The sequence below is a fragment of the Nonlabens spongiae genome (genome assembly GCF_002117125.1).
Taxonomy (GTDB): domain Bacteria; phylum Bacteroidota; class Bacteroidia; order Flavobacteriales; family Flavobacteriaceae; genus Nonlabens; species Nonlabens spongiae.
In genome coordinates, this window is record NZ_CP019344.1 from 1544658 (window position 1) to 1565472 (window position 20815).

17 protein-coding genes are annotated in these 20815 nt (G+C 39.9%); 6 read left to right on the forward strand and 11 right to left on the reverse strand.

Annotated elements, in window-relative coordinates:
• Positions 1-6: 6 nt before the first annotated feature.
• Positions 7-1317: an OmpA family protein gene (locus BST97_RS07075; RefSeq protein ID WP_085766580.1), complete on the forward strand. Its 1311-nt coding sequence runs from the start codon at positions 7-9 to the stop codon at positions 1315-1317.
• Positions 1318-1693: 376 nt separating this feature from the next.
• Here the strand turns inward: BST97_RS07075 and BST97_RS16095 are convergent, their stop codons facing one another.
• The 5 genes from BST97_RS16095 to BST97_RS07095 all read right to left on the reverse strand — a co-directional run bounded on the left by BST97_RS16095 (position 1694) and on the right by BST97_RS07095 (position 7354).
• The gene (locus tag BST97_RS16095; RefSeq protein ID WP_245833676.1) at positions 1694-2047 is read right to left on the reverse strand and encodes a hypothetical protein; all 354 of its coding nucleotides are present in this window, start codon (positions 2045-2047) and stop codon (positions 1694-1696) included.
• Positions 2048-2355: 308 nt separating this feature from the next.
• Entirely contained in the window at positions 2356-2565 is a 210-nt protein-coding gene (locus tag BST97_RS16100) for a hypothetical protein (protein ID WP_245833677.1), read from the reverse strand.
• A 170-nt stretch (positions 2566-2735) separates the two neighbouring features.
• A complete protein-coding gene (locus BST97_RS07085; protein WP_085766581.1) occupies positions 2736-3992 on the reverse strand; it encodes an aminotransferase class I/II-fold pyridoxal phosphate-dependent enzyme in 1257 nt (418 codons plus the stop codon).
• A 208-nt stretch (positions 3993-4200) separates the two neighbouring features.
• On the reverse strand, positions 4201-5241 hold the full coding sequence (locus BST97_RS07090; protein ID WP_085766582.1) for a PLP-dependent cysteine synthase family protein: 1041 nt from the start codon (positions 5239-5241) through the stop codon (positions 4201-4203).
• Between the two features lie 61 nt (positions 5242-5302).
• A complete protein-coding gene (locus BST97_RS07095; protein WP_085766583.1) occupies positions 5303-7354 on the reverse strand; it encodes a S9 family peptidase in 2052 nt (683 codons plus the stop codon).
• Positions 7355-7551: 197 nt separating this feature from the next.
• Here BST97_RS07095 and BST97_RS07100 point away from each other — a divergent pair, with 197 nt between their 5' ends.
• A complete protein-coding gene (locus BST97_RS07100) occupies positions 7552-7875 on the forward strand; it encodes a YbaB/EbfC family nucleoid-associated protein (protein ID WP_085766584.1) in 324 nt (107 codons plus the stop codon).
• An 8-nt stretch (positions 7876-7883) separates the two neighbouring features.
• Here the strand turns inward: BST97_RS07100 and BST97_RS07105 are convergent, their stop codons facing one another.
• Positions 7884-8894 (reverse strand): threonine aldolase family protein, encoded by a 1011-nt coding sequence (locus BST97_RS07105; protein WP_085766585.1) that lies wholly within the window; start codon positions 8892-8894, stop codon positions 7884-7886.
• A 148-nt stretch (positions 8895-9042) separates the two neighbouring features.
• Between BST97_RS07105 and prfB the strand changes: the two genes are divergently transcribed.
• From prfB to BST97_RS07120, 3 genes are all read left to right on the forward strand, one after another.
• Entirely contained in the window at positions 9043-10149 is a 1107-nt protein-coding gene (prfB, locus tag BST97_RS07110) for a peptide chain release factor 2 (protein ID WP_085766586.1), read from the forward strand.
• A gap of 108 nt (positions 10150-10257) precedes the next feature.
• Positions 10258-12717, forward strand: a complete 2460-nt coding sequence (locus BST97_RS07115) for a TonB-dependent receptor domain-containing protein (RefSeq protein ID WP_085766587.1) — start codon at positions 10258-10260, stop codon at positions 12715-12717.
• 86 nt (positions 12718-12803) lie between these two features.
• Positions 12804-13292: a hypothetical protein gene (locus BST97_RS07120; RefSeq protein WP_085766588.1), complete on the forward strand. Its 489-nt coding sequence runs from the start codon at positions 12804-12806 to the stop codon at positions 13290-13292.
• A 53-nt stretch (positions 13293-13345) separates the two neighbouring features.
• On the opposite strand, the gene bshA is transcribed toward BST97_RS07120, so the two are convergent.
• Complete coding sequence (gene bshA, locus BST97_RS07125; protein ID WP_085766589.1) at positions 13346-14491, reverse strand: N-acetyl-alpha-D-glucosaminyl L-malate synthase BshA; 1146 nt, start codon at positions 14489-14491, stop codon at positions 13346-13348.
• Between the two features lie 12 nt (positions 14492-14503).
• Positions 14504-17434 (reverse strand): glycoside hydrolase family 3 N-terminal domain-containing protein, encoded by a 2931-nt coding sequence (locus BST97_RS07130; RefSeq protein WP_085766590.1) that lies wholly within the window; start codon positions 17432-17434, stop codon positions 14504-14506.
• A 140-nt stretch (positions 17435-17574) separates the two neighbouring features.
• Between BST97_RS07130 and rlmH the strand changes: the two genes are divergently transcribed.
• Positions 17575-18048: a 23S rRNA (pseudouridine(1915)-N(3))-methyltransferase RlmH gene (gene rlmH, locus BST97_RS07135; protein WP_085766591.1), complete on the forward strand. Its 474-nt coding sequence runs from the start codon at positions 17575-17577 to the stop codon at positions 18046-18048.
• A gap of 5 nt (positions 18049-18053) precedes the next feature.
• Here the strand turns inward: rlmH and BST97_RS07140 are convergent, their stop codons facing one another.
• From BST97_RS07140 to BST97_RS07150, 3 genes are all read right to left on the reverse strand, one after another.
• Entirely contained in the window at positions 18054-19016 is a 963-nt protein-coding gene (locus BST97_RS07140) for a hypothetical protein (RefSeq protein WP_157111530.1), read from the reverse strand.
• Positions 18962-19603 carry a hypothetical protein gene (locus tag BST97_RS07145; RefSeq protein WP_085766593.1) on the reverse strand — a complete coding sequence of 214 codons (642 nt, stop codon included), beginning with the start codon at positions 19601-19603 and terminating at the stop codon, positions 18962-18964. Before BST97_RS07145 ends, BST97_RS07140 begins: the two co-directional genes overlap by 55 nt.
• A gap of 135 nt (positions 19604-19738) precedes the next feature.
• The gene (locus BST97_RS07150; RefSeq protein WP_085766594.1) at positions 19739-20650 is read right to left on the reverse strand and encodes a ribonuclease Z; all 912 of its coding nucleotides are present in this window, start codon (positions 20648-20650) and stop codon (positions 19739-19741) included.
• Between the last annotated feature and the right edge of the window lie 165 nt (positions 20651-20815).

Genomic DNA, 20815 nt, shown 5'->3' on the forward strand with positions numbered 1-20815 from the left:
CAAACTATGAAAAATATCTTTACCCTAAGCCTTTTATGCATTTCAGGCTTATTATTTGCTCAAGAAGAAATGACTATGGAAATGGATTCTTCAGCTTCTATTCCAGTCACCCAGAAATACAACCATTGGTCAATTGACTTAGGTGCTGGGGTTCAAAAACCTACAAGACCCTTTACCGAAGGAGCCTTCATGAACACTCCATCACTCACTCAAGCAGATCTTGGCATTAGATATATGATCAACAATAAGTTCGGTCTTAATTTGGATTTGGGATTCAATTATATGGAGTCTGATGATGATAGTGATTTAGAATTTCAGAGTAATTATTATCGTGCAACCATTGAGGGTGTTGCCAATCTCGGTGAAGTCTTCGGGTTTAGAGAATGGACAAATGGTGTAAATTTATTATTTCACACAGGTTTTGGATTTTCTGGACTTAGAACTCAAGAGCCGATCGATGGAGAGGACACTGACTGGATGATGAATTTTCAAGCTGGTTTGACTCCTCAAGTTCGATTAAGCGATAAGTGGGCTGTATTTGGAGACCTTTCCGCAATTGGACACGTGAGACAAACCATTACCTGGGACGGCCTTTCTTTGGCCAATGAGAATAGAGGATTCAATTCTCTTTTAGTTAATGCCTCAGTAGGTGTGACTTATTATTTTGGGAATAAGCAACAGCATGCTGACTGGTATTCTGAAAATGTGATGCAAAAACTATCAGACCTTGAAATGGAAATGGATAAAATGATCTCCGATTTAGGTGATGACGATCAAGATGGAGTTCCAAACTATTTAGACCGTGACAACACAACCGAAAGTGGTGTAAGAGTAGACAGCAAAGGTCGCGCAATCGACCAAAATCAGAACGGTATTCCAGATGATATGGAAAGTGCTCTGAAAGCTCAATATGCGAGCAAGACTGATGTTGATAATGCCATGAATGATAATTCAAGTACTGCAGGTACTACTATGAAAAAGTTGATCAACAGTGGTTATATCAATGTTTATTTCGAGTTTAATAGTGCTAAACCTACAACCTACTCACTTGGTGCTATCAATACAATCATCACATACATGCAGGAAAATTCTAGCGCTAATGCGACTCTTACTGGATATGCTGATGAGTTAGGAAATGAGCAGTACAATACAGAGCTTTCTGAGCGTAGAGCTAAGATGGTTAGAGATGTAATGGTTGCAGCTGGAATCGATGAATCAAGATTGACTCTTGAAGCAGGTGGAGAAGATACTTCAGTTGATAAATCAAGTGGTAATGCAAGACAACTTGTACGACGTGTGACATTTAGCGTAGACTAATTAAATTCACTCAAATAATAATCTTAAGCGGCTTCCATACGAAGCCGCTTTTTTTTATTTCAATATAAAGGCACAAATGCATGACCTATAGTTGATGGATTGTAATGATCACAGATTTCGGTTTTTGTTTGCTTGGTTAAGATTTTAATACATCGTTACTTCATAAATAATGATAAAGCAGTTTCAAGCACCCTTATCTTCTAAAGACAATTGAGGAATAAATTTGACTTTAAATAATCTTTTAAACTCAATATTCCTACTGCTCAAACATCGAACAACTCAGGCTCCTATCAAATTAAGAAGGAGTACTAAGGAATTAAAAAAAAGCCACTTCATAAAGTTTGAAACGACTTTAAAAGAATTCTAGACACTAATTCTATAGTCCTAAACGATAAAAGATATCAAATCCAAAGAAAAACGCACTATCAAATTCACTATTCAATCGCGTTCTATCATCACCGCTCAATTGAAAGGTTAATATTTGCGCCCCTACTACATCACCTTGTTCATATAATCCGTAATCTGTTGTATCAAAACCTACCTTTGCTCTAAGTTGCAAGGTTTCGTTCAGTATTGCATATGAAAGATATAATCCTGCTCTGATCGACTCTTCCTGAACATACAAATCATCTACAGACTGTTGATATCGGCCAAGATTATAACTTTTAACAGAAGTTCTCAAATCGGCACCCAAACTAAATTGATTAGTTAAAGAGTAGTTCGCATCCATCCTTAACGGTAGTGCAGCGTCTATATAGAACTAACTGTTTTTTGATACAATAATACTCTCCAACTAAAGGAGTTATTATTGTACCGAAATTCTCAGAAGATGAATAAAGACCAAATTTCCCTCATTTTCGATTTCGGAACCGGTATTCCATTAGCGCAATGGCACCAAACCGAAAATTGTCTCCACCTTCAGCGTCAAAGCTTGAAACTACTTTAGGCAATAGAAGATAAGTCCCTGTCCATTTTTTATTATGAGACCATTTTACCCCTACAGATAATCGAGCCATTATGAGGTTTTTGGTATTTCATCTAGTTTCTTAACTCTAATCTTGTGTTTTCTGCGGTAAAGCCAGTAATTAGGACAATATCATTACTGAGCGCGATGGGATATAGAACTTCCAGATTAAGATTTGTATCATTTCTATTAAAGGTTTGATCTAAATCTTCCATGTTGGTTTGAGAAATGTTCAAACTAGCAATATCGAGGTAGTCTTGCGCGAACGTAAGTCCACTTACCATCGGAAATAAGAATAGTAAAGTTTTCTTCGTCTGATGAAAATTTTAAGTCAATTATCGTTTTGTTAAATCTAGTACGTTTTATAATGAGCTTCATAAAAAAATCAACCTCTTGATAATACAAAAAAGTCCCCATGAAGGGGACTTTTGAATATTATAAATTGTGTAATTTACTAAGCCATAGCTGCTTCTACACCTGCACTTAGTCTCTTATAGACACCACTTTGAAGTCGCTCTCTGATACCTTCAAAAGCTTCAAGTGTTTCATTAATATCGTCCATCGTATGGGTTGCTGTAGGTATTAATCTTAGTAAGATCAACCCTTTAGGGATTACTGGATAAACAACGATGGAACAAAATACTCCAAAATTCTCACGAAGATCTTTAACCAAAGCCATAGCCTCAGGAATACTTCCCTTTAAATAAACAGGAGTTACGCAACTTTGGGTTGTACCTATATCAAAACCTCGCTGTTTCAAACCGTTTTGAAGTGCGTTTACATTCTCCCAAAGCTTTTCTTTCAATTCTGGCATGTTTCTCAACATATCCAGTCTCTTCAAAGCACCCTTTACCAGTTGCATTTGAAGCGATTTCGCAAACATTTGTGAACGCAGATTGTATTTTAGATAATCAATGATCTCTTGATCTGCAGCGATGAACGCCCCTGTACTGGCAAGAGACTTCGCAAAAGTGGCAAAATACACGTCTATTTGATCTTGTACTCCTTGCTCCTCACCAGCTCCGGCTCCTGTTGCGCCCAGTGTTCCAAAACCGTGTGCGTCATCAACAAATAATCTAAAGTTATATTTTTCCTTGAGAGCAACAATCTCTTTAAGCCTTCCCTGCTCTCCTCTCATCCCAAAAACACCTTCTGAAATCACTAAAATTCCACCGCCGGTTTGCTCAGCTATTTTAGTGGCTCTTTGAAGATTTTTTTCGATACTTTCAATATCGTTATGCTTATAAGTAAAGCGTTTACCATGATGCAATCTAACTCCATCAATAATACAGGCATGAGCATCGACATCATACACGATGACATCATCTTTAGAAACAAGAGCGTCTACCGTTGATACCATTCCCTGATACCCAAAATTCAAAAGATAAGCTGCTTCCTTTTGCACAAATTCTGCTAGCTCAGTTTGAAGTTGTTCATGCATGTCAGTATGACCACTCATCATACGTGCTCCCATTGGGTAAGCACTGCCATATTCAGCAGCAGCCTCTGCATCTACTTTTCTAACTTCTGGATGATTTGCTAGGCCTAAGTAGTCATTTACACTCCAGGTAATAACTTCCTTGCCTTGAAATTTCATTCTGTTGGCAATAGGTCCCTCGAGTTTGGGAAAAACAAAATATCCTTCTGCTACACTTGCCCATTTACCGAGCGGCCCCTTGTCTTTATATATCTTGTCAAATAAATCTTTCATGATCTAATTTAAGTCGACAAAGATACAACATACCTACATCTTAATCTAAGATAGATAACCTAAGACCAGTGTTTTAACATGGTTAAATTATTGATAAATAAGACCTTATAAAAACTATATCGTTTGCGGTAAAATGGAGAGGTATTACGCTTTCGCGAAAGCGTAAATTCATAATTACTAATATAGTTCTAGAAACAAGTAACGTTTATTACTTGATGTACTCAATATGTTGCGTCTCTGAAAGTGATTTAGCATCATTAAAACCTTGCTCATCCATCCACTTCTCGTTGTAGATCTTGCTCATGTATCGTGAACCATGATCTGGAAAAATCACAACAACTTTAGAGTTTTCATCAAATGCACCTTTAGCAGCGAGTTGCTTAGTAGCTTGTAAAGCAGCACCACTTGTATAGCCTACAAAAAGTCCTTCAGTTCTAGAAATGAAACGAGCCATATGGGCAGCATCTTCATCTTTTACTTTGGTAAACGAATCGATGGCTTCAAAATCAGTAGCCGTAGGAATAAGATTTTTTCCCAATCCCTCAATGCGATAGGGATAAATCTCATTTTTATCAAACTCTTGAGTCTCGTGGTATTTTTGCAACACGCTACCATAAGCGTCCACTCCTAGAATCTTTATAGCAGGATTTTGCTCTTTTAAGAAACGTGCCGTACCAGAAATCGTACCTCCCGTACCGCTACAGGCAACGAGGTGAGTAATCTGACCAGCGGTCTGTCTCCATATTTCAGGACCCGTAGTCAGATAATGAGCTTCTATGTTAAGTTCATTAAAATACTGATTGATATAGATGCTGTTCTTGATCTCCTCATGCATGCGCTTAGCCACTTGATAGTAACTGCGTGGGTCATCTGCACTCACGTGAGCCGGACATACATAGACCTTAGCTCCCATGGATTTGAGCATATCTATTTTATCAGCACTGGATTTAGAGCTCACAGCAAGAATGCACTCATAACCTTTGATACGGCTCACCATTGCGATACTGAAACCCGTGTTTCCAGACGTTGTTTCGATGATCGTATCTCCAGGCTTTAAAATACCTTTACGTTCAGCTTCCTCAATGATATGAAGAGCAATTCTGTCTTTAGAAGAGTGTCCTGGATTGAAAGCTTCTACTTTTGCGTAAAAATCACCTGGAAAACCGGCAACCGTTTCTGAAAGTTTAATAAGTGGAGTTTCACCTATGAGCTCTAGAACACTATTGTACGCTTTGATTTCACCGTTCATAAAAGGGATTTAAGTCTCACGTTACTTTTCCGCAAAACGTGGCAAATTTACACAAAAATTACTAATCGAATTTTTTCTCTAGTGACAGCAGGAAGGCAAAATCAAGCGCTACTTCTTTAATAGCATCATATCTACCTGATGCACCACTATGACCGCTATCCATATCAGTTTTGAATAATATCATACCCTCTCCCGTGTTAGACTCTCTCAACTTAGCCACCCATTTTGCGGGTTCCCAATATTGAACTTGACTGTCATGATAACCCGTGGTCACAAAAACGTTAGGATAAGCTTGCTTTTTAACCTGATCATAGGGAGAGTAGCTCAACATATAATCATAACTTTCCTTCAAGTTAGGATTCCCCCACTCGTCATACTCACCTGTGGTAAGCGGTATGGAATCATCTAGCATGGTAGTAACTACGTCCACAAAAGGCACAGCACTCAAAATACCATTATATAATTGCGGAGCCATATTCATAATAGCACCCATGAGCAAACCTCCAGCTGAACCACCTGATGCGTATAGCTGCTTTGCACTGGTATACCGCTGCTCAATCAAATATTTACTGCATGCGATAAAATCTGTAAACGTATTGCGCTTAGAAAACATTTTACCGTTTTCATACCATTCCCTCCCCAAATATTCTCCACCTCTCACATGAGCGATGGCAAAAACAAAACCTCGATCCAGCAAACTCAATCTAGAAAGTGAGAAATATGGATCTATGGTTGAGCCATAACTTCCATAACCGTAGATGAGCACGGGATTCTCCCCATTTTTTTCCATTCCTTTTTTGTAGACGAGACTGATCGGAATTTTTTCTCCATCATCAGCGGTTGCCCAGATGCGTTCAGATTCATAATTCTCTGGGGAGAAATCTGGGTCTTCAATGGGCTGCATCTTGAGGATCACCTCTTCACGAGTCTCCATGTCAAATTCTACAATTGAAGGAGGAGTTGTGAGAGAATTATAGGTATACCTCAACTTTGTGGTGTCGTAATTAAAATTGGCATTTGTGTATGCCGTATACGTTTCACTTGAAAAAGGCAGGAAATAATCTACCGTTCCATCCCAAGCCCTGATTCTAATGCGGTTCAACCCATTAAAACGGTCTGAAATCACTAGAAATTTTCTAAAAATGTCAATATCTTCAAGCAAAACCTTAGGATCATGTGGAATCAAATCCTCCCAATTTTCCATGCCAGGCATGGTTACGGGTGTGGTCATTACCTTAAAATTGTAAGCTCCATCCTTGTTCGTCATTATGTAGAACTTATCCTCATAATGCGATATGCTGTATTCCATTTCTGGCTGTCGCACTTGGATAATCTGGAAGTCTTCTTGAGGCTGATCGGCATTGATAAATCTAACTTCGTCAGATAGTGTAGATGAAGACTTGATCATGATATACCGTTGCGACATGGTTTTGTACACGTAACAATTAAAAGTCTCCTCAGCCTCTTCAAATATCAATTCAGCAGTTTTAGGATCATCTCCCAGTCTGTATTTAAAGATTTGATTAGCACGAAGTGTCTGTGGATCTTTGCGCGTAAAGAACAAAGTTTTATTATCATTTGCCCATACTGCTGATCCTGTGGTTAGAGCTATTTCATTCTGAGAAATCTCGTCAGTCTCAAGATTTTTGACGTGAATGGTGTACTCCCTTCTACCCACGGTATCCACTCCGTAAGTAACAAGCCTATTGTCTGGCGAGACATTGAGCGAGGTGAGCTTGTAGTAATCGTGGCCTTTCGCCATTTTATTAACGTTGAACAAGAGTTCCACATCATCTGTCCCGTCCTTTCTTCTGTAGAAATAGGGATAGCTCTCTCCTATTTTCATCTTGCTGAAATACCAGTATCCATTTAGTAAATAAGGTACCGACTCATCATCTTCTTTGATACGCCCTTTGATTTCTTCAAACAGCATTTCTTTGAGATCGTTTGTATCAGCAGTCATTTGCTCGTAATAAGCATTCTCCTGATTCAAGTAGTCAATAACCTCTGGCGCATCCCGTTCAGCCATCCATTGATAGTTATCCACACGCTGGTGCCCGTGTTTATCGTGAATAAAGGGTATCTTTTTGGCTACTGGAGGTTTAATGGACATGAATTATTCCTTTAAAAAAATTTAAGCGCTGCAAGATATTAAAGTAAGTGAGAATTCAAACTCTAGGTAATTTGATGTCGAAAGGGTTTGTTTTTGGTACGCTTTCGCGAAAGCGAGACCATCAAAACCGCATTTCACCTTATTATAACTGAACATTCATATTGCCTGCTGTAAATTTGTCAAAAAAGAACACGACTATGTTTGGAGATATGATGGGAATGATGGGTAAACTCAAGGAAACCCAAGAGAAAGTTGAAGCTACAAAAGCTCGCATGGATACGGTAATGGTCGCTGAAGAGTCTAGCGATTCCTTGTTAAAAACCACGGTGACCGCCAGCAGAAAAATCAAAACCATCGAGATCGCAGATGAGCTTCTAGAAGACAAGGAACAACTGGAAGATTACCTGATCTTAACGCTCAACAAAGCTCTAAAAAAAGCTGGTGAGGTTTACGATCATGAGGTCGCAGCCGCGGCAAAGGATGGTATGCCTAACATTCCAGGGCTTGAAATGTTTAAATAGTATAGTGCTCAGCTAAAATTCTTGAACAACTGCAAAGCTTGCTCATGCAACTCTTGAGTATAATCGAGATGCGTTACCAAACGCAATTTCCCCTGCCCCATGTTACTTATGATTAGATCATTTTTATCGCAGTAATTCATGACCGCCTGCTCATCGTTAACTTTAAAGATGACGATATTGGTTTCTACCGGCTCTACCTTTTTCACGTAAGAAAGTTGAGAAAGATAATTGCCCAGTTCTATAGCACGTTTATGATCCTCAGCAAGGCGATCGATGTGGTGATCGAGTGCATAAATTCCTGCTGCTGCGATAAAACCTACTTGTCGCATACCGCCTCCCAAGACTTTGCGCACTCGCATGGCTTTTTTCATGAGTTCAGACTTACCCGTGAGAACTGTACCCAGCGGTATCCCCAGACCTTTTGAAAAACAAATTGAAATGGTGTCAAATAAGGTACCATATTCTTTGGGATCCTGATTTTTTGCAACAATAGCATTAAAAAGTCGCGCGCCATCCAGATGATAGCCCAAATCGTGTTTCTCACAAACTTCTTTAATCTCGTGAAAAGTAGACATCTCATAACAAGCGCCACCGCCTTTATTTGTTGTGTTCTCCACACAAACTAGAGTTGTTAATGGGCTGTGATAAAAATCAGGCGGGTTGATCGCCTCCTCTACCTGAGCCGCGGTAATCATACCACGATCACCGTCTAGTAATTTACAAGAGACACCACTATTAAAAGAAACACCACCACCTTCGTAATTGTATACATGTGCATATTTATCACAAATGAGTTGCTCACCCGGTTGCGTGTGCATCTTGATCGCTGCCTGATTTGCCATACTCCCAGTAGGAAAAAACAAAGCTTCATCTGTCCCAAAAAGTTCTGCAACCCGCCGTTCCAGCTCATTTACTGTGGGGTCTTCCTTGTATACGTCATCACCCACCTCGGCATTCATCATCGCGTGAAGCATTTCTGGAGTCGGCTTGGTTACCGTATCGCTTCTTAAATCTATCATTCTTCTATTTGATTTGAGGGCTGTATAAGTTTCAAGTGAAGTTTTGATTATCTCGCTTTCGCGAAAGCGTAAACTTAATAAGTATTATACTAATAAGTACTCATACCTAATCCATTACATGGCATGATAAATAGTATTTTTGTAGGCTATGATTACAGCAGAACAAATTAAGGATCTGGAAACGCGAGTGAGCAAGCTCAAGAATTATTTGCAGATTGATGCAAAGAAAATTGAAATTACTAACCTGGAGGAAAAAACCTTCTCACCTAATTTTTGGAACAATCCCAAAGATGCAGAGGCGATTATGAAGCAACTGCGTAATAAAAAACAGTGGACTACTGATTATAATAATGCTGTGACACTGGTTGAAGACCTGGAAGTGCTGTATGAATTTTATAAGGAAAATGAGGCCACTGAAGAAGATGTATCCAGCAAATTTGAAGCTGCGCAAGACCTGATCGAGCGTCTAGAATTCAAAAACATGCTCTCTAACGAGGGTGATGACATGAGTGCCGTACTGCAAATTACCGCAGGAGCAGGTGGGACAGAGTCCTGCGACTGGGCTGAGATTTTAATGCGCATGTACATGATGTGGGCAGAAAAGAGCGGTTATAAGGTAAAGGAGCTGAATTTTCAGCCGGGTGATGTTGCAGGTATCAAAACCGTGACGCTGGAGATTGAAGGAGACTATAGTTTTGGCTGGTTAAAAGGTGAAAATGGCGTGCACAGACTGGTGCGTATTTCGCCTTTTGATTCAAATGCAAAAAGGCATACATCATTTGCATCAGTTTACGTGTATCCACTTGCTGATGATAGTATAGAAATAGACATCAATCCGGCAGACATTTCTTGGGACTTTGCACGATCCAGTGGCGCGGGTGGCCAGAACGTAAACAAGGTGGAAACCAAAGCAATTCTTACCCACCACCCTACGGGAATCGTAATTCACAATTCTGAAACACGCTCACAGTTAGAGAATCGTGAGAAAGCTATGCAAATGCTTAAATCGCAACTTTTTGAAATAGAGCTTCAAAAACGCAACGCGGCTCGTGATGAAATCGAGGCTGGTAAAATGAAAATCGAGTGGGGATCGCAAATACGTAATTACGTTCTACACCCTTACAAATTGATCAAAGATGTGAGAACAAATCACGAGACTGGAAATACAGATGCTGTTCTCAATGGTGATCTCGACGCGTTTTTGAAAGCTTACTTAATGGAAGATAGTAAGGACGAAGTCTCTAACGAATTGTAGAGGCTATCCTCGCATAAGTTTTTACTATAACCGCTTTAACTTAAACTTAGCATATACAGCTTAAACCTGCGGGTGTTTCTCTAGTCCAACTTTGTAAAACAAAGACTCTTGAAAACACTATCCAGTTTAGCACTATTACTCTTTTCAGTATTCACGGTAGCTCAACAGCAGTACACAGTTAAAGGAAAATTAATCGATAAAGCCTCTGGCGATCCTTTAGAATTTGCAACGGTATCATTTATAAGTGAAGATCCCAATCAATCACCTCAGGGAGGAGTAACTGATCTAGAGGGTAATTACACTTTTCAAATAAAGGAAGGTACCTATCAAGTACGCTGGGAATACATTACCTTCAAAAGTGTTACTCGCGAAAATGTAGTCATCGATAGCGATACTAATTTTGGTTTGATGCAGCTGGAACAAGACGTGGCTGAGCTAGAAGCAGCTGTTGTAATTGCAGAGAAAACTACCGTTGACATAAGACTGGATAAAAAAATCTACAACATCGGTAAAGATCTAACCGTACGTGGTGGGTCAGCCAGTGATGTTCTCGATAACGTACCCAGTGTTTCCGTAGACGTAGAAGGTAATGTGGCCTTGCGTGGGAACGATAACGTAACCATCTTGATAGACGGTCGCCCCAGCGCTCTTGTAGGAATGAATGGTGCCGAAGCGTTAAGACAAATCCCAGCAGATGCCATCGAGCGTGTAGAGGTGATCACATCACCTAGTGCTCGATACGATGCAGAGGGAACTGGTGGTATCTTAAACATTATCTTGAGAAAGGAATCTCTGCTAGGTTTTAATGGTAATGTCCAAGTTGAAACAGGAATCCCTGAGCGATACGGATTGAGCTTTAATGGAAATATTAGAAAAGGAGACTGGAATGTATTCACAAATACAGGTATGCGTTACCGTACAACCCCTGGGAACGCCTCTAGTGATACGGAATACTTCTCTCCCACTGCTCAAAATAGATTTGTGGAGGAGCGCCGTGATTTTGATCGCTTGGGACGCAACTTTTTTACCAGCTTAGGCGTTCAGTATGACATTACCGACAATAGCAATATTATAGGAAACGTGGTTTATAGATACGGCAACGATGATGATGTGACGACCAACACCATCGATCGATTTGACATCAATCGCAACCTTAATGAGGCCACACGAAGGATAGAACGTGAAGGGGAAAATGAAGACGATATCCAGTTTACCATAGATTATAAGAATGATATCGACGAGGACGGTCAGAAACTCGTAGCCTCCCTGCAATATGGGATGGAGATTGAGGAGGAGATTGCAGATATTACAGAACGTGATGTGATACTTAATGAGTTGAATGACGATGAATTTCAAGTTCAGGATAGCGAGGAAAAAAATGCCTTACTTCAAGTTGATTATGAATTGCCCATAGGTGAGAACATCAATTTTGAAGCTGGGTATCGAGGGAATTATAGGGATATTACCAATTCGTTTTTCTTGAAAGAACGAGACTTTCTCATTCCTGGTAATCCCTTTATAGAAGATGTAGGGTTGAACAACACCTTCAATTATGAAGAATTAGTTAATGCTCTCTACGTACAATATGGTCAGAAGATCGATAAGTTCAGTTTTCTTGCAGGTCTTAGATTTGAAAACACAAACGTGGATATCTTCCAAGAAACCACTCAAATCACTGACGAAAAAGATTACAGCAACCTATTCCCTACTCTTAATTTGAATTATGAGATCAAAGGAGGGGAAAGTTTTAGCCTGGGTTACAATAGACGTATAAGAAGACCTAGAGGAAGATTTCTCAATCCATTCCCTAGTAGAAGCAGCGAGAGCAATATTTTTCAAGGTAATGTTGACCTAGACCCTACATTTACTGATAACGTCGAGTTATCTTATATAAAAAGGTGGGGCGATGTCACCATTAGTAGTGCGGTATATTACAACCACAGTGAGGATAACTGGGAGCGTATTCAAGAAGATACAGGCGAGGTAACTGACAATGGTGACCCTATCATTAGACGTATTCCTGTGAATTTATCTACAAACGAGCGCATAGGACTAGAAGTTACCTTATATTATAGACCGTTTAAATGGTGGACTATCAACAGTGACTTTAACCTGTTCAATGAGCAAACTGATGGAGCATTTCAAAACCAAGACTTCAGCTTCAACAACACCACCTACTTCGCTCGACTCAATCAGAAGTTTGTTTTGCCTGGAAAAATCGACCTACAAAGCCGCATGAACTACCGCGGTGCTAGCCAGAATGCACAAGGTGATTCAAACGCTATATTGACTGTAAATCTTGCCGCGAGTAAGGATATTTGGGGAGATAAGGCTTCCATTACCGCAAGCGTGAGTGACCTATTTAATAGTCGTAGAAGGGAGAGTACCACAAGAGGTCAGGATATTATGGTAGATGGAACTGCAGTGCCCAGTTTTGTACAAAATAGTGAATTTCAGTGGCGTCAGCGTCAATTCATAATGACATTTGTCTACCGCTTCAATCAGAAAAAAGACAGAAGAGAGCAACGAGGTGATGATAATGGTGGTGATCTTGAATTTGAGGGCTAGACATTAAGAATGCGATAACAAGTATTAACATTTCTGCAATTAAAGTAGTCTATTTACTAATCGACATTTGTTCAAAATTCTTAAACATGAAAAAGACAGTTTTTCTATTTATTGCTGCTCTAGCCGCAACATTTACTGCTAATGCTCAAGAAATTTCTAATAACGCAATCGGTCTTAGAGCTGGTGGTGGTGATGGCTTCGGGACTGAAGTTACTTACCAGAGATTATTGAGTGCAAACAATAGACTTGAAATTGATCTAGGTCTTGAAACTGATGATGCTTATGATGCATTTCAACTAGCTGGTATCTATCAGTGGGTCTGGAACATCGATGGTGGATTCAACTGGTATGCTGGTCCGGGTGCTGGTATCTCGTTCATTGATTATGACGATGATGTCTTCGGAGATGATGACAGTAGTGAAACGGCACTTTTCCTCGCAGGTCAGGTAGGTATTGAATATAACTTTGATATCCCGTTACTATTGTCACTCGATACACGTCCAGCTATTTACTTTGGCGACAACCGTGACGATTTAGATTTCAACATCGCACTCGGTATCAAGTACCAATTTTAATTACACACCGATTTTAAATTGAAAAAGGAATCCCGTGCGGATTCCTTTTTTTTTTATGCTACAGTTTCTGATTCGGATTTTTGCATAGCGTTTTCGTATAGTCGCTCGTATTGTGGGATGACAAGATTGATGTCAAATTGTTCCGCTTTCGCGAAAGCGGACTTTTTAAAAGCAACTAATCGATCATCTTCTTCTAGAATGTGAACGGCCTTTTGAGCCATCTCATCTATATTGCCCACATCGCTGGTAAATCCAGAGATTCCGTTCTCATTTACCTCTGGCAACCCACCAGTATTTGAAGAAATTACCGGAGTGCGGTTAGCCATCGCTTCTAAGGCAGCCAGACCAAAACTTTCCTTCTCACTAGGCAGCAAAAACAGGTCTGAAAAACAAAGAATCCGGTCGATCTCTGTACTGTTACCTACCCATTTTACTTTGTGTGACAACCCATTCCTTCGGGTGTATTTTTCGGCTTCGGTACGTTCTGGCCCATCTCCTACCATAATTAAAATGGAAGGAATTTGCTCTGAAACCTTTTCAAAAATACGTACTACATCCATGATGCGCTTCACTGGTCGCATGTTACTGATGTGCGTGATGATGCGCTCCTCAGGAAATGCCATCAAGCTACGGTCACAATCGGTAAACTCCGTTTTATAGCTGCTCATGTCTATAAAGTTGGGAACCACGTCTATTTCCCTTTTTATATCAAAAATATCAATGGTGTCGTCCTTCAAACTCTGCGACACAGAGGTCACCACATCACTCTTGTTAATACTGAACGTAACTGATGGTTTATAAATAGGATTACTTCCTACCAGTGTGATATCAGTTCCATGAAGTGTAGTTACCATGGGCAAAGTGATATCGTGTTCTTTAAGCATTTGTTGCGCCATATAACCCGCATAAGCATGCGGGATCGCATAATGTACATGAAGCAATTCTATGTCATGCTTTTGAACCACGTTTACCAACTTACTAGAAAGCGCCAGGTCATAAGGCTGATAATGAAACAGCGGGTATTCCTCTACGTCAACCTCATGGAAGTAAATATTCTTAGTCAGCAACTCCAGTCTGACCGGTTGTTTGTAAGTCACAAAATGTACTTCATGACCTCTTTGCGCCAGCGAAGTTCCTAGCATCGTTGCGACTACGCCACTCCCCCAAAAAGTCGGGTAACAAACTATTGCGATTTTCATGATAAGAGCGGTTTAATCGATGATAGAGTCATAAATGATCTGCTGAATGTTTGTCCTGATGTTTTCGGTGATTAGAAATCTGTTACCGGCATCTGGGTGCACGCGATTAGACAAAAATACATAAACGATCTCCTCATCAGGATCTGCCCAAACATAAGCACCTGTAAAACCACTATGACCAAAACTCTTTTTGCTCAAGCAACCGCAAGTAGGACCAACTTCTTCAAGCTGAGGCTTGTCAAAACCTACTCCTCTGCGCACGTCTTCCTCACAGTAGTAGCACGTGTTGAATTCATCAATGGTGCTTTCTTTGAAGTACCTGCGACCGCCGTAAAAGCCACCTTGCAAGAACATTTGCATCATGATCGCAAGGTCATTCTTGTTAGAGAACAACCCGGCATGCCCGCCTATCCCACCTTGCATCGCAGCACCCTGATCGTGCACATACCCTTGTAATAGTTGGTTTCTGAAAGTCTTATCATCTTCTGTAGGTACAATGCGATCGATGGAGAACTTTTCCAACGGTCGGTACCCTGTATTCACCATTCCCATCGATTGATAAAAGTGTGATTGTGTTAACTCGTCCAGCGACCTTCCAGAAGTACGCTCGAGGTAATCCTTTAAAATATAATATGGTAAATCGCTGTATTTGTACTCTTTTTTCTTAAGGAGGTCGCTTTCTTTAAGACGCGTGTTTATCGTATCTAATATGACCGCTTTCGCGAAAATATCCCTAGCCACCGGCAAATTGTACTCATTAGATTCCGTGGAAGCATAGAAATGATCCAAGCGTTTTTGGGTGAGACTGTCCAGTGTGTAAGCATAGAATGGTATCCAAGGCTTCAACTGTGCGTAGTGTGAAAGCATTTTGCGCAAAGTGATATCCTTTTTATTGGAGCTCGCAAAAGCTGTATCAAGCTTGGTAATGGGGTCATCAAGGTCTAGCCTTCCCTGCTCCACTAGCTCCATGACGAGTGGAAGAGTTGCAATAATCTTTGTAACAGAAGCTACATCATAAATCTCATCATCTTCTACTTTGTTTTTCTTTGAATACGTGTGATAACCATAGTTCTTATCAAGAACGACTTTTCCTTTGCGAGCCACTAAAATCTGAATCCCAGGAGCTCCTTTTCTATTTATCGTATGGTTTGCAATACTGTCGATTTTTGCAACCATATCAGCATTGAATCCAGCAGAACTGGGACTTGAACTATAAGAAAGACGACCGATGGATTGCGTATCCATTCCAGATCCAACCTTAAATTCACCAGAAGTTACCGGCAAGCGACCTTTGAAAGCACGTGCACCAAAAATCATCTGAGCCGTCAATTTTTGAGTGATCTCACTGTTTTGATAAGACTGAACAATCGTCTCAAAATTGGTAGTCGTACGCAATTGAGCAAGCATGTATGGATTGACAAAACTGCTAAAAATAACATCATGCTTACGAGCAATTTCATAGAGCCAGTTCAACTCTTTGCCATCAATTTTATAGCTTTTCCAAGGATTGTCATTGCTACGATGAAAACCTACAATCACGGTGTTAAATGGTTCCAGCTTTGTCATCAAATCGCTCAGTTGATCTGCAACTATTTTCTCCACTCGAGTGTACTTGTTCAGTTCTCGGTAAAACTCTAGTCCAGAATCGTCACCTAGCGAAACGTAAGCAATACGTTTGGTTTCTAGATTTTTAATAGGTACAAGTTTCTTCTCGTTTTTCAGCAGCGTGATACTTCTTTCCATCGCTTTTTCATAGGCGACATCGTCTATTTCCCGGTTGAGATCGGCATGAAGATTTTCTGTATTGATGGGCTGGTAATTATTCAAACCCACGAGGTATTTTGACATCAAGATTTTTTTGACGGAATGTTCCAAACGCTCTGCGGTAATCTCGCTGTTTGCCAGTGCCATTTCAAAAACGGTAATAGCTTTAGGTATATCTTTTGAAATCAGCATCACATCATTTCCAGCTTTGAAAGCTTGCAGGTCGATCTGACCTGGCTCACTAAAGTTGCTTGCTCCCTTCATGTTTAAAGCATCGGTAAAGATCAAGCCTTGAAAACCCAACTTTTCCTTAAGCATTCCCGTTACTACTTTCTCGCTGATACTGGTCGGGTAACCATTGCGACTTTCTAAACTCGGAATATTCAAGTGCGCGACCATCGCGCTGGCAAGTCCCTCACTTATTAACCTGCGGTAAGGGTAAAGTTCTACGCTATCGATACGTTCTGCGGTAAAATCTACCGTAGGTAATATTTTATGGCTATCTTGATCTGTATCGCCATGACCTGGAAAATGCTTTGCACACGCGAGCGTTCCCGTACTTTGCATACCGCGCATAAACGCGCTGGCCTTTTCGGTGACGTTGATTTTATCTTCACCAAAACTTCTATTACCAATAATAGGATTCAGCGGATTTGTATTGATATCCACATCTGGAGCAAAATTGATGTGCACGCCCAGTCGCTTGCTGTGCTCTCCTATGCGTTTTCCCACTTCATAACTCAATTCATGCTTCCTGTCTGCGCCTAGCGTCATGTTCCACGGGAAAGCATACGTACTGTCCAGCCTCATGGCCAGCCCCCACTCAGCGTCCATCGCGATCAACAACGGGACATCAGCTGTATCTTGAATCTCATTGGTAAACTTAGCTTGACGGCCCGGTCCGCCTTTTGAAAATATCACGCCCCCAATTTTATGGAACCTCACGAGGTCGCGCACTTTGTCCAGATCGGCTTTACCGCGATTTGTAAATGCATCAACCATAAATAGTTGAGCGATCCGTTCGCGCGTGCTTAGTTGATTGTAAACACTGTCCACCCATTCCTTTTGGGCGATGTAATCCTTAGCAACGAGAGGTGATATATTGGGGTTTTGGGCTTGTGGTAGTTCCGCTTTCGCGAAAGCGAGAACACATAAAACGCCTAGAAAAAATCGATTCATAAATTCAAGATATGGGACGGTAGTTCAACAATTGTTCCCAAGTCTAAATTAACCAAATCCCAAGAGCCTAAAAACGAAGAAAGCCTTAAAAATAGACGTATTGTAAACCGATTTATCAACGGTAGCGGTATTTTTGAACCATGAAAATCACGCTTCTTGCCGTAGGAAAAACGGACGATCCCAGAATCGCTGAACTAACAGACATGTATGCAGACCGCTTGCAGCATTATGTAAATTTTGAGCTGCAACTACTTCCCGATCTCAAGAATACCAAAAACATGAACGAGGAACGACAGAAAAACGAAGAAGGCAAAAACATTCTCGCCCAGCTTGAAAAAAGCGACTTTGTAACGTTGCTGGACCAGCGCGGTAAGCGATTGAGCAGTCCACAGTTTGCTGAGTTGATCAATAAACGCAGCGTTTCTGGACTCAAGAGACTGGTTTTTATTATAGGCGGACCTTACGGATTCTCACAAGATGTCTACGATCGAGCCAATTCAAAATTATCCCTTAGCGACATGACTTTTTCCCACCAAATGGTACGCCTATTTGCCACGGAGCAGATCTACAGAGCGTTTACAATTCTCAAAAATGAGCCTTATCATCATTTTTGAATGTACTATTTCCTACCTTTGCTCAAACATAGTTCTATTGGTATGAGATAAAGTTCTTGATCTTGGCTACTCTTTTGTTTCTCTGATAACAATAGAAATTCTTGTTTCACAATCACCCCTCGATTGTAACTCGAGTTATCTCTTAAACTTCCCCAAGCAAAATGTTCTTGATTATTTACAGTGTGACAAGAGAGTGCAGTATTAGATGATAATGAAACGAATTCAATACCCAACCAAGCAGTATCTGGAATAAATAAATTTTTGAATTTGATCTCATACCATTCAGAATTCTTGGCACCATCTCTAATCAAAATATTCGTTTCATGTATTACATTTTCAAGACCATAGACGCTGTCTTTTATTGCGTGAAATCGTATTTTGAATTTTTGAGTTGTATAATTTAGCTTGTTTCCATTAGCGTCTCTTTTGTTACGTTGAATATAAATTTTTATCTTTTCTATTTTGTAGTCTTGATATCCTCTAGTATCAAGAGTATTAAACATTGAACCCACATTAGGATATAATTTACACTTATTATCACCTGATGTCTTTATGCTTAAGGAATGATATTCATTTGAAATAATTACTTCATCTAAAGAATCTCTAACATCAATTTTAATAGTTGAACTTGAAATTTTATTAATTACATATTTCTTATCAAAAACATAAAAAATCAGTGAATCGACTTCCTCGATGTACTTATTCATTTTTATCGTACCAACCGAATCAGTTTTGGTAAACTCTCTTTTATCTTTAGAAAAAACTAAAACCGAATCAGATAAAATTGGTTTATTTGAAAATTTATCAATTATTCTAATATTATTTTGTGCAAAACAAAAACTGAGTAAAAATAGAGCAACAACAAAAGTCCAAAACTTGAGATTTTGGACTTTATGATAACTGAAACTTTCTTTTATGACTCTGTCAAGAGGGCATAATTTCCACAAGGTTGTAAAGTGTTTTTCCAAGTTTCCTTAAGTCTTCCATTTCTATATCTCCTGACGGTAATGGTTTCATAAAAACCAACAGATTCACCATCGACAAATTCTTCATGACATTCACTCTTTAACTCATAAGTAAATCCAGTATAATCTTCATCAGTACTTGTTGCCGGACCAGATTCGACAGGGTTATTCCCAACAAAACCAATTAAAGAAACAGATTGAAATACGTTGAAGTTCTCGAACACGGCATCAATTTCAGGTTGAACTTTAATATCCTCTTCAATTCGAATATTGTTTGAATAGTAAGCGATCAAATCATCGATTGCACTTTTCTGATTCAAATTTAAAACGTTATCACTTTTGAATTTTTGATATTTGTAAACAAAAACATTTGTTTTTTGTTGATCGCTGAGCTCGTCGTAAACCTTTATTCCATCTACATTAGTGGTATCATTTATTACTTCATCAAAGATAGCTTTTGGATCAAAACCCGAATTTTTTGCTAAAAATTCAATTTGTTGTTCTTCGGTCAACTCTACCTCATTTGTATCACAAGATGTGATTAAGGAAATGGACAAAACAAGTCCAAATATTAAAGATATTTTTTTCATAAGATTTAGTTTATTCCCATTTTGGGATGTTAACGAATAAGATCATGCTGCAGCTAAATCTTTTTTCCAGGATAAATGTATTTGGTTTTTTTTAATAATACTAGCAATAAATACCTGTTTTTGTAAAACAGGTATTTATTTGTTAAATTCAAAAACCTTCCCGTCAGCAGCGAGTTCTACGTTTTCAAAAACGGTTTGCGCTTCTTCTTTGAATAGGTCGTAGTTGTTGTAACGTGACGAAAAATGACCGAGGATCAGCGTTCCGACATCGGCTTTTTTGGCGATTTGGGCGGCTTGTTCAGCGGTGCTGTGTTTTGTTTTTTCGCAAAGCTCTTCGCGATCTTTTAAAAACGTACTTTCATGATAGAGCGCCGTCACCCCATTGATCTGGGGAATGATATCTTCTTTATAAATAGTATCACTACAAAAGGCGTAACTGCGCTGCGACTGTCCCTCAAACGTCAGTTCCTCATTAGGAATCACGCTCCCATCTTCCAAAACCATGTCGTGTCCCTTTTTGATTTTCTTATAATAAGAAACATCGATTCCACGCTCCTGACAAGCCACCACATCGAGTTTGCGATCGTGCGGCTTCTCCTGAAACAAAAAACCATGAGTAAAAATGCGATGTTCCAGCGGAATGGTGGTCACGCTCAATAATTCATCCTCAAAGAGTAAAGTAGGTTGGTTGTCTACGCTTTCGCGAAAGCGTAACGGAAAAGTAGTATAAGCACCCGATAACTTCAACTGAAATAGCACCAGCTCCTTCACACCTTTAGGACCGTAAACCGTTAACGGAGTTTCACGACCCAGCAGGCAGAAAGTAGAAATCAAACCAACCAATCCATAAACGTGGTCACCGTGCAAATGCGAGATGAAAATATGTTTGATGCGAGAAAACTTGACCTTTGCTTTGCGCATCGCCATCTGGGTTCCCTCACCGCAATCAATTAAAAATAGGTGCCCGCGCATTTCCAAAACTTGGGAAGTGGGACGAGCATTTTCTTTTGGGGTGGCGCTATGACAACCGAGAATCGTGAGTTTCAAAAACAGATTTTTATCAATTGCTAAAGTAGGCAGCGGTGCGCAGCAATAGACTTAAGGTTATATGAAATTTTGGGTTTTGCGCTTTACGCAGTGAGTTGTGAGCTGTGAGTTGTGGGTTTGAATGAAAATATGAGGGATTAGACGATTAGGAGATTAGGAGATTAG

What these genes read in the sequence shown, in the direction of transcription:
- rlmH (WP_085766591.1), top strand. Translation starts at nt 17,575, where the DNA reads ATGAAAATCACGCTTCTTGCCGTAGGAAAAACGGACGATCCCAGAATC.
- BST97_RS07120 (WP_085766588.1), top strand. Translation starts at nt 12,804, where the DNA reads ATGAAAAAGACAGTTTTTCTATTTATTGCTGCTCTAGCCGCAACATTT.
- prfB (WP_085766586.1), top strand. Translation starts at nt 9,043, where the DNA reads ATGATTACAGCAGAACAAATTAAGGATCTGGAAACGCGAGTGAGCAAG.
- BST97_RS07130 (WP_085766590.1), bottom strand. Translation starts at nt 17,434, where the DNA reads ATGAATCGATTTTTTCTAGGCGTTTTATGTGTTCTCGCTTTCGCGAAA.
- BST97_RS07095 (WP_085766583.1), bottom strand. Translation starts at nt 7,354, where the DNA reads ATGTCCATTAAACCTCCAGTAGCCAAAAAGATACCCTTTATTCACGAT.
- BST97_RS07085 (WP_085766581.1), bottom strand. Translation starts at nt 3,992, where the DNA reads ATGAAAGATTTATTTGACAAGATATATAAAGACAAGGGGCCGCTCGGT.
- BST97_RS07100 (WP_085766584.1), top strand. Translation starts at nt 7,552, where the DNA reads ATGTTTGGAGATATGATGGGAATGATGGGTAAACTCAAGGAAACCCAA.
- BST97_RS07090 (WP_085766582.1), bottom strand. Translation starts at nt 5,241, where the DNA reads ATGAACGGTGAAATCAAAGCGTACAATAGTGTTCTAGAGCTCATAGGT.
- bshA (WP_085766589.1), bottom strand. Translation starts at nt 14,491, where the DNA reads ATGAAAATCGCAATAGTTTGTTACCCGACTTTTTGGGGGAGTGGCGTA.
- BST97_RS16100 (WP_245833677.1), bottom strand. Translation starts at nt 2,565, where the DNA reads ATGGTAAGTGGACTTACGTTCGCGCAAGACTACCTCGATATTGCTAGT.
- BST97_RS16095 (WP_245833676.1), bottom strand. Translation starts at nt 2,047, where the DNA reads ATGGATGCGAACTACTCTTTAACTAATCAATTTAGTTTGGGTGCCGAT.
- BST97_RS07105 (WP_085766585.1), bottom strand. Translation starts at nt 8,894, where the DNA reads ATGATAGATTTAAGAAGCGATACGGTAACCAAGCCGACTCCAGAAATG.
- BST97_RS07075 (WP_085766580.1), top strand. Translation starts at nt 7, where the DNA reads ATGAAAAATATCTTTACCCTAAGCCTTTTATGCATTTCAGGCTTATTA.
- BST97_RS07145 (WP_085766593.1), bottom strand. Translation starts at nt 19,603, where the DNA reads ATGAAAAAAATATCTTTAATATTTGGACTTGTTTTGTCCATTTCCTTA.